Annotated in this window: 12 protein-coding genes; 7 read left to right on the top strand and 5 right to left on the bottom strand. The window is 68.4% G+C overall.

All coding sequences use genetic code 11. The features are described 5' to 3' along the window. Positions 1-84 precede the first annotated feature (84 nt). Positions 85-1,548 carry a catalase gene (locus KCH48_RS25760; RefSeq protein WP_307840949.1) on the top strand — a complete coding sequence of 488 codons (1,464 nt, stop codon included), beginning with the start codon at positions 85-87 and terminating at the stop codon, positions 1,546-1,548. A gap of 120 nt (positions 1,549-1,668) precedes the next feature. Here the strand turns inward: KCH48_RS25760 and KCH48_RS25755 are convergent, their stop codons facing one another. Further along, positions 1,669-3,996 carry a transglycosylase domain-containing protein gene (locus KCH48_RS25755; protein ID WP_210577108.1) on the bottom strand — a complete coding sequence of 776 codons (2,328 nt, stop codon included), beginning with the start codon at positions 3,994-3,996 and terminating at the stop codon, positions 1,669-1,671. A 264-nt stretch (positions 3,997-4,260) separates the two neighbouring features. Between KCH48_RS25755 and KCH48_RS25750 the strand changes: the two genes are divergently transcribed. The 6 genes from KCH48_RS25750 to KCH48_RS25725 all read left to right on the top strand — a co-directional run bounded on the left by KCH48_RS25750 (position 4,261) and on the right by KCH48_RS25725 (position 9,726). Then, positions 4,261-5,190 carry an SPFH domain-containing protein gene (locus KCH48_RS25750; protein WP_210577107.1) on the top strand — a complete coding sequence of 310 codons (930 nt, stop codon included), beginning with the start codon at positions 4,261-4,263 and terminating at the stop codon, positions 5,188-5,190. Beyond that, positions 5,187-5,441: a hypothetical protein gene (locus KCH48_RS25745; protein WP_210577106.1), complete on the top strand. Its 255-nt coding sequence runs from the start codon at positions 5,187-5,189 to the stop codon at positions 5,439-5,441. Before KCH48_RS25750 ends, KCH48_RS25745 begins: the two co-directional genes overlap by 4 nt. Before the next feature lie 106 nt (positions 5,442-5,547). Beyond that, positions 5,548-6,072, top strand: a complete 525-nt coding sequence (locus KCH48_RS25740; RefSeq protein WP_210577105.1) for a PadR family transcriptional regulator — start codon at positions 5,548-5,550, stop codon at positions 6,070-6,072. After that, on the top strand, positions 6,069-6,755 hold the full coding sequence (locus KCH48_RS25735; protein WP_210577104.1) for an ABC transporter ATP-binding protein: 687 nt from the start codon (positions 6,069-6,071) through the stop codon (positions 6,753-6,755). The genes KCH48_RS25740 and KCH48_RS25735 overlap by 4 nt, the downstream gene beginning before the upstream one ends. Next, entirely contained in the window at positions 6,752-9,106 is a 2,355-nt protein-coding gene (locus KCH48_RS25730) for an ABC transporter permease (protein ID WP_210577103.1), read from the top strand. The genes KCH48_RS25735 and KCH48_RS25730 overlap by 4 nt, the downstream gene beginning before the upstream one ends. An 86-nt stretch (positions 9,107-9,192) precedes the next feature. Beyond that, a complete protein-coding gene (locus KCH48_RS25725; protein WP_210577102.1) occupies positions 9,193-9,726 on the top strand; it encodes an alkyl hydroperoxide reductase in 534 nt (177 codons plus the stop codon). 54 nt (positions 9,727-9,780) lie between these two features. Here KCH48_RS25725 and KCH48_RS25720 read toward each other — a convergent pair whose 3' ends face one another. The 4 genes from KCH48_RS25720 to KCH48_RS25705 all read right to left on the bottom strand — a co-directional run bounded on the left by KCH48_RS25720 (position 9,781) and on the right by KCH48_RS25705 (position 14,834). After that, the gene (locus tag KCH48_RS25720) at positions 9,781-11,145 is read right to left on the bottom strand and encodes an AI-2E family transporter (protein WP_210577101.1); all 1,365 of its coding nucleotides are present in this window, start codon (positions 11,143-11,145) and stop codon (positions 9,781-9,783) included. 141 nt (positions 11,146-11,286) lie between these two features. Next, a complete protein-coding gene (locus tag KCH48_RS25715; protein ID WP_307840948.1) occupies positions 11,287-11,982 on the bottom strand; it encodes a transglycosylase SLT domain-containing protein in 696 nt (231 codons plus the stop codon). Positions 11,983-12,410: 428 nt separating this feature from the next. Continuing rightward, positions 12,411-13,736 (bottom strand): PhoH family protein, encoded by a 1,326-nt coding sequence (locus tag KCH48_RS25710; RefSeq protein ID WP_210577099.1) that lies wholly within the window; start codon positions 13,734-13,736, stop codon positions 12,411-12,413. Positions 13,737-14,060: 324 nt separating this feature from the next. Then, positions 14,061-14,834: an isoprenyl transferase gene (locus KCH48_RS25705; protein WP_210577098.1), complete on the bottom strand. Its 774-nt coding sequence runs from the start codon at positions 14,832-14,834 to the stop codon at positions 14,061-14,063. Positions 14,835-15,086 lie beyond the last annotated feature (252 nt).

Below are 15,086 nucleotides of genomic sequence, written 5' to 3'. Positions count from 1 at the left end.
TGCCGTTGTCCCGACGACGGAGTTGACTGGCTGGCGTGAGCGAAGCGACCTGACCGATCCCCCATGCAAGACGGGAGGACGCTCGTGACGCAGACACCCCAGCAGGTTCCGTACACCACGGACAACCACGGGATCCCGGTGGAGAGCGACGAGCACTCGCTGACCATCGGGTCCAACGGTCCCATCCTGCTCCAGGACCACTACCTCATCGAGAAGATGGCCCAGTTCAACCGGGAGCGGGTCCCGGAGCGTGTGGTGCACGCCAAGGGCAGTGGCGCATACGGAATCTTCGAAGTGACCAATGACGTCAGCCAGTTCACCAAGGCCGACCTGTTCCAGCCCGGCAAGCGCACCGAGATGCTGGCGCGCTTCTCGACCGTCGCGGGTGAGCACGGCTCCCCCGACACCTGGCGCGACCCCCGCGGCTTCGCGCTGAAGTTCTACACGGAGCACGGCAACTACGACCTGGTCGGCAACAACACGCCGGTCTTCTTCGTCCGTGATCCACAGAAGTTCCAGGACTTCATCCGCTCCCAGAAGCGCCGCCCGGACAACGGGCTGCGCGACAACAACATGCAGTGGGACTTCTGGACCCTCTCCCCCGAAAGCGCGCACATGGTGACGTGGCTGATGGGCGACCGGGGCATCCCGAAGACGTACCGCAACATGAACGGGTACTCCTCCCACACCTATATGTGGGTCAACGGCGGCGGCGAGAAGTTCTGGGTCAAGTACCACATCAAGACCGACCAGGGCATCGACTTCCTCACCCAGGCGGACGCCGACCGGCTCGCGGGCGAGGACGCGGACTGCCACCGCCGGGATCTGTTCGAGGCGATCCAGCGCGGCGAGCACCCGTCCTGGACGGTCCATGTGCAGGTGATGCCGTTCGAGGACGCCCCCGACTACCGGTTCAACCCGTTCGACCTGACCAAGGTGTGGCCGCACGGCGACTACCCGCTGATCGAGGTCGGCCGGATGACCCTCAACGAGAACCCCGAGGACTACTTCATCCACATCGAGCAGGCCGCGTTTGAGCCGTCCAACCTGGTGCCGGGCATCGGCCCGTCCCCGGACAAGATGCTGCTCGGCCGGCTCTTCTCGTACCCGGACACGCACCGTTATCGCATCGGTCCCAACTATGCGCAGCTGCCGCCGAATCGACCCCGGTCGGCGGTCAACTCGTACGCGAAGGACGGCCCCATGCGGTACGAGCCCGCCCGCACGGGTGCGCCGTACGCGCCCAACTCGTACGGCGGTCCGGCCGCGGCGGTTCAGCAGTTCGGGGATGTCGCGGGGTGGCAGGCGGCGGGGGAGATGGTGCGGGAGGCGTACAAGTTGCATCGCGAGGACGACGATTTCGGGCAGCCGGGGACGATGGTTCGGCAGGTCCTTGATGACGCTGCCCGCGGGCGGCTGGTCTCCAATGTCAGCGGGCACCTGAAGCAGGGGGTTACGCGGCCGGTGGTGGAGCGTGCTGTGCAGTACTGGCGCAACATCGACAAGGAGATCGGGGATCGGATCGCCCACGAGGTGAATGGGCGGTAGGCGCTCCGTTCGGGGGGCCCAGTGTTGTTGCGCGGCTGCGGGTCGTGGGGGCTGGTCGCGCAGTTCCCCGCGCCCCTAGGTGGGACCGGGCGCCCGGTGTTTCACGGGCGCCCCACTTTCCTATTGCCCCAGACCTGGGTCGATCGGGTCCTCCGGGTCGCCGTCCTCCGGTGGTGGTGATGTCGTCGGCGACTGGCTCGGGGTTTGGCTCGGGGTTTGGGACGGGGTCTGTGAGGGCGTCTGGCTCGGCGGCTGCGAGGTCGTCGGGGACTCGCTGGTCGGCTCCTCGGATGTCGGCTCGTTGCTCGGCGTCTCGATCGGCGACTGCGATGGCGTCGGGGACACGGAGGGCTCGACGCCCGCGCCCTGGGTGGTGTCCAGGTCGAACTCGGCGTCCGTCTTCGTCACGCCGAACATGTACGCCGCCCAGATCTGGGCCGGGATCCCGCCGCCGTTGACCCTGCCCTTGCCCGGCAGGGTGCCGGTCGCGCCCTTCATGTCGACCTGGTCGCCCTCCTCGATCTTGCCCTTGGTCTTGGCAGCCTCGCCGAACAATCCGACCGAGGTCACCAGGTCCGGCGTGTAGCCGGTGAACCAGGCCGACCTGCCGAAGTCGGAGGTACCGGTCTTGCCGGCGACCTCCTGACCGTCGCGAGCCGGGTTGTCGCGCACCGACTTGCGGGCCGTACCGTCGTCGACCACGCCGGTCAGTACCGAGGTCACGGTGTCGGCGGCCTCCCGGCTGATCACCTGCTCGCCGATCGGGTCCGGCATCTTGATGGTCCGGTCGTTCTGCTCGGCCGACGCGACGAGGGTCGGGGTGACCTTCTTGCCGTGGTTGTCGAGGGTGGCGTAGACCGCGGCCATCTGCAGTGGGCTGGCGCCCATGGTGCCGAGGGTGTGTGAGGCCCGCGGTGTCAGATCCCCGGTGTCCATGCCGAGCTTGGTGGCCGTCTCCATCATCTTGTCCAAGCCGACGTCGATGCCCATCTGCGCGAACACCGAGTTGATGGACTTGTTCGTCGCCGTCTGGACGGTGACGTCGCCGTAGTCGACGTCGTCCTCGTTGGGCGGGGCGAAACCGATCTTCTTGCCGTCGGCCACGACGGGCCGCTTGCTCGTGCCGTCGTAGACCGTGCGCGCGCCGATCGTCCTGCCGTCCTGCGTCTTGGCCTTGTTCTCCAGGGCGGCGGCGAGGATCACCGGCTTGAACGTTGACGCGGGCTGGTAGTCCGTCCTCGTCGCGTTGGAGCTGTAGTGCTTGAAGTAGTCCGCACCGCCGTAGAGGGCGACGATCTTGCCGGTCTTGGGATCGACGGAGACGGCACCCGCCTGGATGTCCGCGTCGACGGGCCGCTTTTTGGGGTCCAGCTTGCTGATCAGCTGGGTCTTGGCCGCCTTCTCCAGCTGAGCCTGCTTCTTCTTGTCGATGTTCAGGGTGATGGTCCAGCCCTGTCCCTTCACCTGGGACTCCGCCTCGGAGCGGGAGAGACCTTCCTTCATCAGCTGGTTCTCGAGCTGTGTGTTGGCGAGCTCGACCAGATAGCCCTTCTGCCCCTCGAGCCCGGCGGCGGCCTTCGGTGGCTCCGGCACCGGGAACTCCATGGCCTGCCGCTTGCTGGAGTCCAGCCAGTCCATCTCGACCATGTTGTCCAGGACGTAGTTCCAGCGCTCCTTCACCAGTGTCTTACCGGTTTCGGAGGCGACGGCCCAGTCGTAGGTGCTCGGGGCCTGGAGCAGGGCGGAGAGGTAGGCGCCCTGCTCGACCGAGAGATCCTCGGCATCGACCCGGTAGTACGCCTGCGCGGCGGCCTGGATGCCGTAGGCGTTGCGGCCGAAGTAGCTGGTGTTGAGGTAGCCCGCGAGGATGTCGTCCTTGGACAACTGGCGGTCCACCTTCAAGGAGATGACGATCTCCTTCAGCTTGCGGGAGACCGTCTGTTCCTGGCTGAGGTAGTAGTTCTTGACGTACTGCTGGGTGATCGTCGAACCACCCTGGGCGCCCTTGCCGGACAGCGTGTTGAACACACCGCGGGCCGTGCCCTTGAGGTCGATGCCGGCGTCCTTGTAGAAGGTCTTGTTCTCGGCGGCGACGAAGGTGTTCCGGACGTCCTTGGGCACCTTGGACAGGTCCACGATCTCCCGGTTGACCTTGCCGTCGCGGGCCATGACATCGCCGTTGCTGTACTTGTAGACGTTGCTCTGCAACTTCGCGGCCTGCGCCGCCGCGTTGCCGTCGGGGACGTCGACGACCAGGTACAGCACGATGAAGCCGCCGATGCCGAGCAGGCAGACGCCGAGGAACGTGCCGAGGAGCTTCTTCCATGTGAACAGCCGGCGTATGAAGCTCTTGCCGTCGTTCTTCCCCGGCGCTCGACGCGAGCGGCGCCTGGGCGCGGCGCGGTGGCCACCGCGCTGCCGCGCTCGTCTCTCTTCCGCTCGTCCCATGGCTCCGTCTGCTCCGCTTCCGTCGTCGGCTGTCACACAGGTTGCACGCTCAGGTCAGCTCAGAAAGCTAACACCGCCGTATGTGACAAAGGGCGTGCGATCCGGGCTTTTACGGACGTGAGAATCAGCACCTGTCCCAACAGAACCGACGACTGAGAGGCGGTTAGGGTTGCTGTCGTGGGGTAATCTGATATCACTTAGATAGAACGAAGCTAAACGAGCAACGAGCAAGCAACAGCTCCATCGAGAACCGGGGGAACACCCATGACCACGCACGACACCGCACCCGACCTCCCCGACATGCCCGAACCGCGCGTCCGTGAATTCGCCGCGCACAGCATCGGCGGCGGGCTCGCGCTGCTGCTCGGTCTGATCGGGCTGCTGGGCGGGATCGGGATGATCGTGGCCGCTACGGCGGTCTCCGGGGCCGGCGGCAAGGCCGCGCTGATCGTCGGTGGCATAGTCGTCGCCATCGCCGCGTTCCTCGCGATGTGCGGGCTGAACATGGTGGCGCCCGGCGAGGCCCGGGTGGTCCAGCTCTTCGGGCGGTACCGGGGGACGATCCGGCAGGACGGGCTGCGTTGGGTCAACCCGCTGACCTCACGCACCAAGATCTCGACCCGGGTACGCAATCACGAGACCGCGGTCCTGAAGGTCAACGACGCCTACGGCAACCCGATCGAGCTCGCCGCGGTCGTCGTATGGAAGGTGCAGGACACCGCCCAGGCCACCTTCGAGGTCGACGACTACTTCGAGTTCGTCTCCACGCAGACCGAGGCGGCCGTCCGGCACATCGCCATCGAGTACCCGTACGACGCCCATGACGAGGAAGGGCTGTCGCTGCGCGGCAACGCCGAGGAGATCACCGAGAAGCTCGCGGTCGAGCTGCACGCGCGCGTGGAGGCGGCCGGCGTCCAGATCGTCGAGTCCCGCTTCACGCACCTCGCCTACGCGCCGGAGATCGCCTCGGCGATGCTCCAGCGGCAGCAGGCGGGCGCGGTCGTCGCCGCGCGGCGGCAGATCGTGGACGGGGCGGTCGGGATGGTCGAGGCGGCGCTCGCCCGGATCACCGAGCAGGACATCGTGGAGCTGGACTCGGAGCGGAAGGCGGCGATGGTCTCCAACCTGATGGTCGTGCTGTGCGGGGACCGCTCGGTGCAGCCGGTGCTCAACACAGGGACCCTTTACCAGTGACGGATCCTTCTGAGGCTTCCTCGAAGAACGAGGCCTCCTCGGAGAAGCGGCGGCCGCAGCAGCGCAAGCAGGTGCTGCTGCGGCTGGACCCGTCGGTGTACGAGGCGCTGGCGCGGTGGGCCGGGGACGAACTGCGGTCGGCCAATGCGCAGATCGAGTTCCTGCTGCGGAAGGCGCTGGCGGAGGCGGGCCGGCTGCCGGGTGAGGCACGTCCGATCCCGCGTCGCGGTCGGCCTCCCTCGGAGCAGTAGCAGAACCGTGACAATGGGGCCCCCACCTGCACCGCCGTACGCCCCGTATCGCCCTACACACTCGACGTATACACGCGGGGTATACGCACTGTGTACAGTCCTCCTCATGTCCATCGGTCACACCCTCCTGGGGCTCCTGGAGTCCGGCCCGCGTCACGGTTACGACCTGAAGCGGGCCTTCGACGAGAAGTTCGGTCACGACCGGCCGCTCCACTACGGCCAGGTCTACTCGACGATGTCCCGGCTGCTGAAGAACGGGCTCGTCGAAGTCGACGGGATCGAGCCCGGCGGCGGTCCGGAACGCAAGCGGTACGCGATCACCGAGGCCGGCATCACCGACGTACAGCAATGGCTGGCGACGCCGGAGAAGCCGGAGCCGTATCTGCAGTCGACCCTCTACACCAAGGTCGTTCTCGCGCTGCTGACGCACCGGAACGCCGCCGACATCCTTGACACCCAGCGTTCGGAGCATCTGCGGATGATGCGGATCCTCACCGACCGCAAGCGCAAGGGCGATCTCGCGGACCAGCTGATCTGCGACCACGCCCTGTTCCATCTCGAAGCGGATCTGCGCTGGCTGGAGCTGACGGCCGCGCGTCTGGGCAAGCTCGCCGAGGTGGTGACCCGATGACCCCCGCAGGCTCCCTGCTCGTCGCGACCGAACTGCGTAAGACGTACGGTCCGACCACGGCGCTCGACGGCGCCGAGTTCTCCATCCACCCCGGCGAGGTCGTCGCCGTCATGGGCCCCTCGGGCTCCGGGAAGTCGACCCTGCTGCACTGCCTCGCGGGCATCGTGCCGCCCGACTCCGGGTCGATCACCTACAACGGCCGCGAGATGGCCACCATGGGCGACGCCGAGCGCAGTGCGCTGCGGCGGAGCGAGTTCGGGTTCGTGTTCCAGTTCGGCCAGTTGGTGCCCGAACTCACCTGCGTGGAGAACGTGGCCCTGCCGCTGCGGCTCAACGGAACGAGCCGCAAGGAGGCCGAGAAGGCCGCCCTGTCCTGGATGGAGCGGCTGGAGGTCGACGATCTGCGCAAGAAGCGGCCCGGCGAGGTGTCCGGCGGTCAGGGGCAGCGGGTCGCCGTCGCCCGCGCGCTGGTGACCAACCCGCGCGTGCTGTTCGCCGACGAGCCGACCGGCGCGCTGGACTCGCTCAACGGCGAGCGCGTGATGGACCTGCTCACGGACGCCGCCCGGTCCACCAACGCCGCCGTCGTGCTGGTCACGCACGAGGCCCGGGTGGCCGCGTACTCGGACCGCGAGATCGTCGTACGGGACGGCAAGTCCCGGGACATGGAGCGGGTCGTATGAACGGGCGGCAGTGGACTAGGGACCTGGGCATGGGGGTCCGGTTCGCGTTCGCCGGGGGGCGCGAGGGCTGGGTCCGGGTCCTGCTGACGGGGGTCGGTGTCGGGCTCGGGGTGGCGCTGTTGCTGCTGACGACGGCGCTGCCGAGCGCGCTGGACGCCCGGGACGCCCGGGAGGCCGCCCGGTCGGACATCAACTACGGCAGCGATGAAATGCCGAAGGCGGACAACACTCTGCTGGTCGCGGCCAGCGGTACGACCTTCCGCGACAAGACCATCCGCGGGCGGGACGTGCAGCCCGAGGGTCCGAAGGCGCCGGTGCCGCCGGGCGTCGAGAAGCTCCCGGCGGCCGGCGAGATGGTGGTCTCCCCCGCGCTGAAGAAGCTGCTCGGCTCCGACGAGGGGAAGCTGCTGCGGGAGCGGCTGCCGCAGAAGATCGTCGGGACCATCGGGGACAGCGGGCTGATCGGCCCCACCGACCTCTCCTTCTACCGGGGCGGCGAGGGCCTCGCGGCGCAGCTGACCAGCGGTGGGGTGGTGCGGATCGACGAGTACGGGCGGCAGAGCCAGGGCTCGGAGCCGCTGGACCCCGTCCTGCTCCTGCTGGTCCTCGTCGTCTTCGTGGTGCTGCTGATGCCGGTCGGGGTGTTCATCGCCGCGGCCGTGCGGTTCGGCGGCGAGCGGCGGGACCGGCGGCTCGCGGCACTACGGCTGGTCGGTTCCGACAGCCGGATGACCAAGCGGGTGGCGGCGGGCGAGGCGCTCGCGGGGGCCGCCCTCGGGCTGGTCCTGGGCACGGGCTTCTTCCTGGTCGGCCGTGAGATCGCGGGCTCCATGGAGGTGTTCGACGTCAGCGTCTTCCCGAGCTACCTCAACCCCTCGCCCGCGCTGGCCCTGCTGGTCGCGATCCTCGTGCCGGCGGCCGCGGTGCTGGTCACGCTGCTCGCGCTGCGGGGTGTCGTCATCGAGCCGCTGGGTGTCGTCCGTACGGCGAAGCCCGCGCGGCGCCGGCTGTGGTGGCGGCTGCTGCTGCCGCTGGCCGGGCTTGCGATGCTCTACCCGATGATCGGCCAGGGCCGCGACGACGGGGACTTCAACCAGTACCTCGTCATCGGCGGTGTGATGCTGCTGCTCGTCGGCGTGACCGCGCTGCTGCCGTGGATCGTCGAGACGGTCGTCGGCAAGCTCGGCGCGGGCGGCATCGCCTGGCAACTGGCCGTGCGCAGGCTCCAGTTGAGCAGCGGCACGGCGGCCCGCATGGTCAACGGCATCGCGGTCGCGGTGGCCGGGGCGATCGCGCTGCAGATGCTGTTCGCCGGGGTCGAGAGCGACTACACCAAGCCGACGGGCCAGGACGTCGACCGGGTACAGATGCAGGTGAACCTGCCGGACGGGGTGCCTCTCGCGCAGTCCGCGGCGAAGTTCCGGGACACCGACGGGGTGCGGAAGGTCTACGCGTACACCGAGGGATACGTCGCCGACAAGGCCATGGACGGCGAGCTCAACTCCCGGGTCACCGTGGGCGACTGCGCCTCGCTGCGCGAGGTGGCGAGCCTGCCGTCGTGCCGTGACGGGGACATCTTCGCCGTGCAGGGCGCCGAGAACGGCGAGAACACGGTCGACAACGGCGTGAACACGGAGGAGCTGGCGAAGCCCGGCCGCACGGTGTACTTCGACTCGGGGTACGAGGGCGGGCCCAAGACCGAGCCGCTCGCCTGGACCCTGCCGTCGACGCTGAAGAAGGCTCAGGCCCGCGTCGACATGACCGGCTCGGAGCGGGACGGCCTCATGGTCACCCCCAAGGCACTGCCCGCGGGCGCCGTGCCCGGCATGAGCGGCCAGATCTACCTCAACCTCGACGAGTCCGTACCGGACGTGTACGACCATGTCCGGAACACGACGGCCACGTTCGACCCGATCAACGAGCCGATGATGTGGTCCTCCACCGAGACCGCCGACCGCTACGACTCCATCCGCACCGGCCTGTTCGTCGGCGCCGCCTGTGTCCTGGCGCTGATCGGCGCGAGCCTGCTGGTGTCGCAGCTGGAGCAGTTGCGGGAGCGCAAGAAGCTGCTGTCGGCGCTGGTCGCCTTCGGCACCCGGCGGCGCACGCTGAGCCTGTCGGTGCTGTGGCAGACGGCGATCCCGATCGCCCTCGGCCTGGTACTGGCCTCGGTGGTCGGCCTCACGCTCGGCGCGGTGCTGCTCAAGATGACGGACACCGCGATCACCGTCGACTGGTCGAGCGTACTGGTGATGATCGGCGCCGGCACGGCAGTCGTCGTCGCCGTCACCCTGCTCAGCCTGCCACCGCTGCTGCGACTGATGCGACCGGACGGCCTCCGCACGGAGTAGCTCAGAAGCGGCCGCAGCGCCTCACGGAGCGCTGCGGCCAAGGACACCCTGGACCCGGTCAAGCTGCTTGGCGGAGAGTGAGTGACATGTCCCTCGACTCCCTCAAGTCCGCCATCCCGGACTACGCCAAGGACCTGAAGCTCAACCTGGGCTCGGTCATCGACAATTCGGACCTCCCGGCGCAGCAGCTCTGGGGCACCGTCCTGGCGACCGCCATCGCCTCGCGCTCCCCGATCGTCCTGCGCGAGCTGGGCCCCGAGGCGAAGGCGAACCTCTCGCCTCAGGCGTACACGGCGGCCAGGTCCGCCGCCGCGGTCATGGCGATGAACAACGTCTTCTACCGCACCCGCCATCTGCTCTCCGACCACGAGTACGGCACCCTGCGCGCCGGCCTCCGGATGAACGTCATCGGCAACCCCGGTGTCGACAAGGTCGACTTCGAGCTGTGGTCCTTCGCCGTCTCCGCCATCAACGGCTGCGGCGTGTGTCTCGACTCCCACGAGCAGGTCCTGCGCAAGGCGGGCGTGGACCGCGAGGTGGTCCAGGAGGCCTTCAAGATCGCCTCGGTGATCCAGGCGCTCGGCGTGACGCTGGACGCGGAAGCGGTGCTCTCCGAGTGACACCCGGCTGTCGGGGCCCCGTTCACCTCAGTGGTGAGCGGGGCCCTTTCGGTTCTACGACTGCTGCGGCGGCGTGTCCTTGGGCTGCACCGGCGCCACGTCCATCGCGGTGGCACCCCGGGGCCGCGGAGAGTGCCGTAGAGCGGCCTCCTGGGAGTACGCCTTCAGATAGCTGCCGACCGTGTTCGTCACCGCCACCAGCGGCACCGCGACGATCGCGCCGCCGATGCCCGCGACCAGGCCACCCGCCGCCACCGCCAGCACCACGGCCAGCGGATGGACGCGGACCGCCCGCCCGAGGATGAACGGCTGCAGGATGTGCCCCTCGATCTGCTGGACCGCGAGCACGACCGCCAGGGTCATCACCGCGGTGAAGACGCCCTGGGTCACCAGTGCCACCACGACCGCCAGGGCGCCCGAGGCCACCGCGCCCACCAGCGGGATGAAGGAGAACAGGAAGATGAAGACGGCCAGGGGGACGGCCATCGGCACGTCCAGGAAATATATGCCGATGCCGATGAAGACGGCGTCGATCAGGGCCACCAGTACCGTGCCGCGGACGTACGCCGTGAGCGTCCGCCATGCGCGCGGGCCGGCCCCGGCGACACCGGGACGGGCGGCCGCCGGCACGAGCTTCAGCGTCCACTCCCAGATGCGCTTGCCGTCGTAGAGGAGGAACAGCGTCGAGAAGGCCGCCAGCAGTATGCCGGTGAGCGCCTCGACGATGACCGTCACGCCCTCCAGGCCCGCGGAGGTGATCTCGTCGGTGTTGGCGCCGACCGCCTCGCGCAGGTTCTCGGCGATGTCGTTGATCTGCTTGTCGGTGACGTGGAACGGGCTGTTGAGCAGCCAGTTGCGCAGCTCGTCGATGCCGTCCTGGATCTGGTCGGAGAGGTTGTCGATGTTCTCCATGACCTGCCAGGTCACGAACCAGCCGATGAGCCCGATCACGACGAAGCCGAGGATCGCGGTGAGCGCGGTGGCGATGCCGCGCGGTACGCCGAACCGCCGCAGCCGCGTCACGGCGGGCTCCAGCAGCGCGGTGATCAGCAACGCGGCCACGAAGGACAGCACGACGAGCTGGACGGCGCTGATGACCCGCATCAGCACCCAGAGCGTGCCCGCGAGGACCAGCAGCCGCCAGCCGGCCTCGGCAGCGACCCGCACTCCCCAGGGCACGGCGAGCGCGGGCTCGGGACGGTCCGGGCGGGTGGCGACCTCGGGGGCGTAGTCGGGCGGTGGCGGGACCTTCTCCGGGGTCTTCTCCGAGGCCTTCTCCGGGGTCTTCTCGGACGGGCTGTCGGCAGCGACCGGCCCGACGTCGGCCCGCTCCACCTCGGCGCGGCGCTGGTCCAGCCGCTCCCCGATCTCGGTCAGTCCGGCACCCAGCCGACTGAGCCACCCTGGTACTCGCGACATGATCCGTCCCTTGCCCCCGTCTGTCCCCACCGCTCCCCCCGGAGTCGTCCGGTCCGACCGTACATGGCCTGCTGCCGAGAGCCGAAAGCCCCTCACCGAAGGACGGTGAGGGGCTCGGAAAGGTTGAGCGAGGAGTGCGGCTCAGTACCAGTTGTTGGCCTGCCAGAAGTCCCAGGCGCCGCACGGGCTGCCGTAGCGGTCGTTCATGTAGCTGAGGCCCCACTTGATCTGCGTGGCCGGGTTGGTCTGCCAGTCGGAGCCGGCGGACGACATCTTGGTGCCGGGCAGCGCCTGGAAGAGGCCGTAGGCACCGGAGGAGGGGTTGACGGCCTTGTAGTTCCAGTCGGACTCGTGGTCCACGATGTTGCTGAAGCACTGGTACTGGTCGCTCGACACCATCGACTGCGCCATCGACTGGATCTCCGCGATGGAGTACGAGCCCTGGGGAGCGAAGTCGGAGGCGTCACGCGAGGCGCTGCGGCTCGCGGCCTCTTCCGCCTCCGCGCGTTCCTTGGCCGCCTGCGCCGCCTTCTCGGCGGCTTCCTTCTTCTCGACCGCGGACTGGGCGGCGGCCTTGCGGGCAGCCTCCTCGGCGTCCTTCTTGGCGGTCGCGTCCGCGGCGATGGCCTGAGTCTCGGCCTGCTGAGTGAGGGATGCGGTCTGGACCTGGGCCTGCTGGCCCGCGGGTATGTCCGCGAGCAGCGTCAGGTCGGCTGCCGCGGCTTCGGCGTCGTTGTTCTGTGCGGTGCTGCCCGAGGCAACGCCGACGACACTTCCGACAGCGGTGACCGCGGTGGCCGAAGCCACTGCGAATCCCCGGACCGAGATCCGGCTCACACGGTTTCCTTCCAGCATCGCCCGCTTAGGTGACCCTCGCGGACGCAATCGTGCCCCTGAACGCTGGCCTCCCAACTGCGGGGTCACGGGAGGCACGGGCCCGGTGGGCAACTCCCGCGAGGGGAGCGCCGCTTGGTGCGCGGGCGGCATACGACGTCGACTATGCAGTTGGCTGGTGTAGCTGTGGTGCCGTACCGCTGGGGGTACAGGTGTGTCGTATGCGGGGCCTGACAGGACTGAGACTCTGCCGTAACCGGACGCCGGGTGGCAATTCTGAGTTGCGTGTGAAAGCTCACATCCCGTTTGACCCAGGGGATTCTGAGAAACCGCAACACGCGAAGGCGCCGCCCAACTAGGCTCTGAGCCTTTGTTGGACGGCGCCAACTGCCAGGTAACCGGCCCTAATTGGGCATCGGTCGGCAGACCTCTCAGACCACCCCGTCTTCGAGCATTTCGGTCACAAGCGCGGCGATCTGGGACCTCTCGGATCGCGTGAGCGTGACATGCGCGAAGAGCGGATGCCCCTTCAACTTCTCGACGACGGCGACGACACCGTCGTACCGGCCGACACGCAGATTGTCCCGCTGGGCCACGTCATGAGTGAGAATCACCCGCGAATTGGCGCCGATTCGGGACAGAACGGTCAGCAGTACGTTCCGCTCGAGGGACTGCGCCTCGTCCACGATCACGAACGCGTCGTGCAGCGAGCGTCCGCGGATGTGGGTGAGCGGCAGGATCTCCAGCATCCCGCGCGCGCTGACCTCCTCGATGACCTCACGGCTGGTGACCGCGGACAGCGTGTCGAAGACCGCCTGAGCCCAGGGGCTCATCTTCTCGGACTCGGAGCCCGGCAGATAGCCGAGCTCCTGCCCGCCCACCGCGTACAGCGGACGGAAGACCATGATCTTCTCGTGCTGACGGCGCTCCAGAACCGCCTCCAGGCCCGCGCACAGCGCCAGCGCCGACTTACCGGTGCCGGCCCGGCCGCCCATCGAGACGATCCCGACGTCCGGGTCGAGGAGCAGATCCAGCGCGATCCGCTGCTCCGCGCTCCTGCCCTTGACGCCGAACGCCTCACGATCCCCGCGCACCAGCCGGATGTTGCCCTCGGGCGTCACCCGCCCCAGCGCCTTGCCGCGCTCGGACTGGATGGTCAGACCGGTGTGCACGGGCAGCTCGGACGCCTCGGGGACATAGACCGTCCCCTCCTCGAAGAGGATGTCCACCTGCTCGCCGGGCAGGGTCAGTTCGGACATTCCGGTCCAGCCGGAGGCGTCCGTGATGGCGAGCTCGGCGCGGTACTCCTCGGCGAGGAGACCGACCGAGGACGCCTTGATCCTGAGCGGGAGGTCCTTGGACACGACGGTGACGTCGAACCCCTCGGCCTGCAGATTGCGGGCGACCGCGAGGATGCGGGAGTCGTTGTCCCCCAGGCGGTAGCCGGACGGCAGAACGCTGGGGTCCGAGTGGTTGAGCTCGACACGGACGGTGCCGCCGAGGTCCCCGATCGGGATGGGAGCATCGAGACGGCCATGCCGCACCCGGAAGTCGTCCAGCAGGCGCAGCGCCTGCCGGGCGAAGTACCCGAGTTCGGGATGGTGCCGTTTGGCCTCCAACTCCGTCACCACGACGATCGGCAGCACGACTTCGTGCTCGTCGAAGCGGTTCAGGGCGTTCGGGTCGGCCAGCAGGACGCTGGTGTCGAGAACATAAGTGCGCCGGTCGGGCTTGCGGCGCTTTGTGCTGGTCACCACGGAAGGACGTACCCCCTCGGAAGAGGTCGGGGAGCGACGGAGAGGAGCTGGACCGGTCGACGGCCGCATTGCACGGGCCGAGAACCGGCCCTCCGCTGCTTCGTCCGCGCGGTGAACGCACGATCGGGCTGGTGCAAAGGGCCTCCCGGGCGGACGGCCCCGTGCCGTCCGCTGAGATCCGACACCCGTGGTTCGGGTGTCGACCTGACTGGCTTATGCCCTCGAACGTGCGATGCCATGCCACGGCATATGACGGCGCGCTGGTGAACTCTTTGTTACTTCCGCCCCAGAGCGGGTGACTTCTACTTCCTCGGGTACGGCGGTTCAGCCGCCGTAACGCCGGTGGCGCGCGGCGTAGTCGCGCAGCGCACGCAGGAAGTCGACCTTGCGGAAGGCCGGCCAGAAGACCTCACAGAAGTAGTACTCCGAGTGGGCCGTCTGCCAGAGCATGAATCCGGACAGCCGCTGCTCGCCGCTGGTGCGGATGACGAGGTCCGGGTCGGGCTGGGCACCGGTGTAGAGGTGCCGGCCGATGGTCTCGACGTCGACGGTGTCGGCCAGCTTCTCCAGCGAGATGCCCTTGTCGGAGGCCTCCAGCAGCATCGAGCGCACCGCGTCGGCGATCTCCTGGCGACCGCCGTAGCCGATGGCGACGTTGACGACTATGCCGTCGATGCCTGCCGTGGCCTCCTCGGCTTCCTTGAGGGCGGTCTGCATCTGCTGCGGCAGCAGGTCGAGCGTGCCGACGTGGTGGACGCGCCAGCGGCCGTCGGTGGCGAGGGTCCGTACGACGTCCTCGATGATGCCGAGGAGCGGGACGAGTTCCTCCTGCGGGCGGTCGAAGTTGTCCGTCGACAGCAGCCAGAGGGTGACGACCTCGACGTCCGTCTCGGAGCACCAGCCGAGGAATTCCTCGATCTTCTCCGCGCCGGCGCGGTGACCGTGCACGGTGGTGGAGCCCGCTGCCTTTGCCCAGCGTCGGTTGCCGTCCATGATGACGCCGATGTGCTTGGGCACCTGAGCGTGGTCCAGGTGGCCTTCCACCCGGCGTGCGTACAGCCTGACGAGCAGGCTGCGCAGCTTGTCGCGCAGGTTCACGTGATTGTCAGCCCCTCCGTGCGGATGCGGTCCCCGCGGAGCGAGGGTACCGCCGTGGGGGTGAGGGGCGTATTCCGGGTGCGGGTTGGGGGTGGTTGCTCGCGCCGTTCCCCGCGCCCCTTGCGGACGTTGCGGTGACCCGCGTTTGGAAGGCGCCCCACTCTCGGGCCAAAAAAACGGGCCGGTCCGTGGGGGGGAGACGGACCGGCCCGAGGGGGGGTTTCCACCATAACCCTTTGTAAGTGATGGTGG

This window comes from Streptomyces sp. GESEQ-4 (assembly GCF_017948455.1).
GTDB lineage: Bacteria > Actinomycetota > Actinomycetes > Streptomycetales > Streptomycetaceae > Streptomyces.
The sequence above is the reverse complement of the archived record's forward strand: the minus strand, read 5'-3'. Positions and strand labels throughout refer to the sequence as shown.

What these genes read in the sequence shown, in the direction of transcription:
- KCH48_RS25740 (WP_210577105.1), top strand. Translation starts at nt 5,548, where the DNA reads ATGTCCATCGGTCACACCCTCCTGGGGCTCCTGGAGTCCGGCCCGCGT.
- KCH48_RS25755 (WP_210577108.1), bottom strand. Translation starts at nt 3,996, where the DNA reads ATGGGACGAGCGGAAGAGAGACGAGCGCGGCAGCGCGGTGGCCACCGC.
- KCH48_RS25725 (WP_210577102.1), top strand. Translation starts at nt 9,193, where the DNA reads ATGTCCCTCGACTCCCTCAAGTCCGCCATCCCGGACTACGCCAAGGAC.
- KCH48_RS25735 (WP_210577104.1), top strand. Translation starts at nt 6,069, where the DNA reads ATGACCCCCGCAGGCTCCCTGCTCGTCGCGACCGAACTGCGTAAGACG.
- KCH48_RS25750 (WP_210577107.1), top strand. Translation starts at nt 4,261, where the DNA reads ATGACCACGCACGACACCGCACCCGACCTCCCCGACATGCCCGAACCG.
- KCH48_RS25730 (WP_210577103.1), top strand. Translation starts at nt 6,752, where the DNA reads ATGAACGGGCGGCAGTGGACTAGGGACCTGGGCATGGGGGTCCGGTTC.
- KCH48_RS25720 (WP_210577101.1), bottom strand. Translation starts at nt 11,145, where the DNA reads ATGTCGCGAGTACCAGGGTGGCTCAGTCGGCTGGGTGCCGGACTGACC.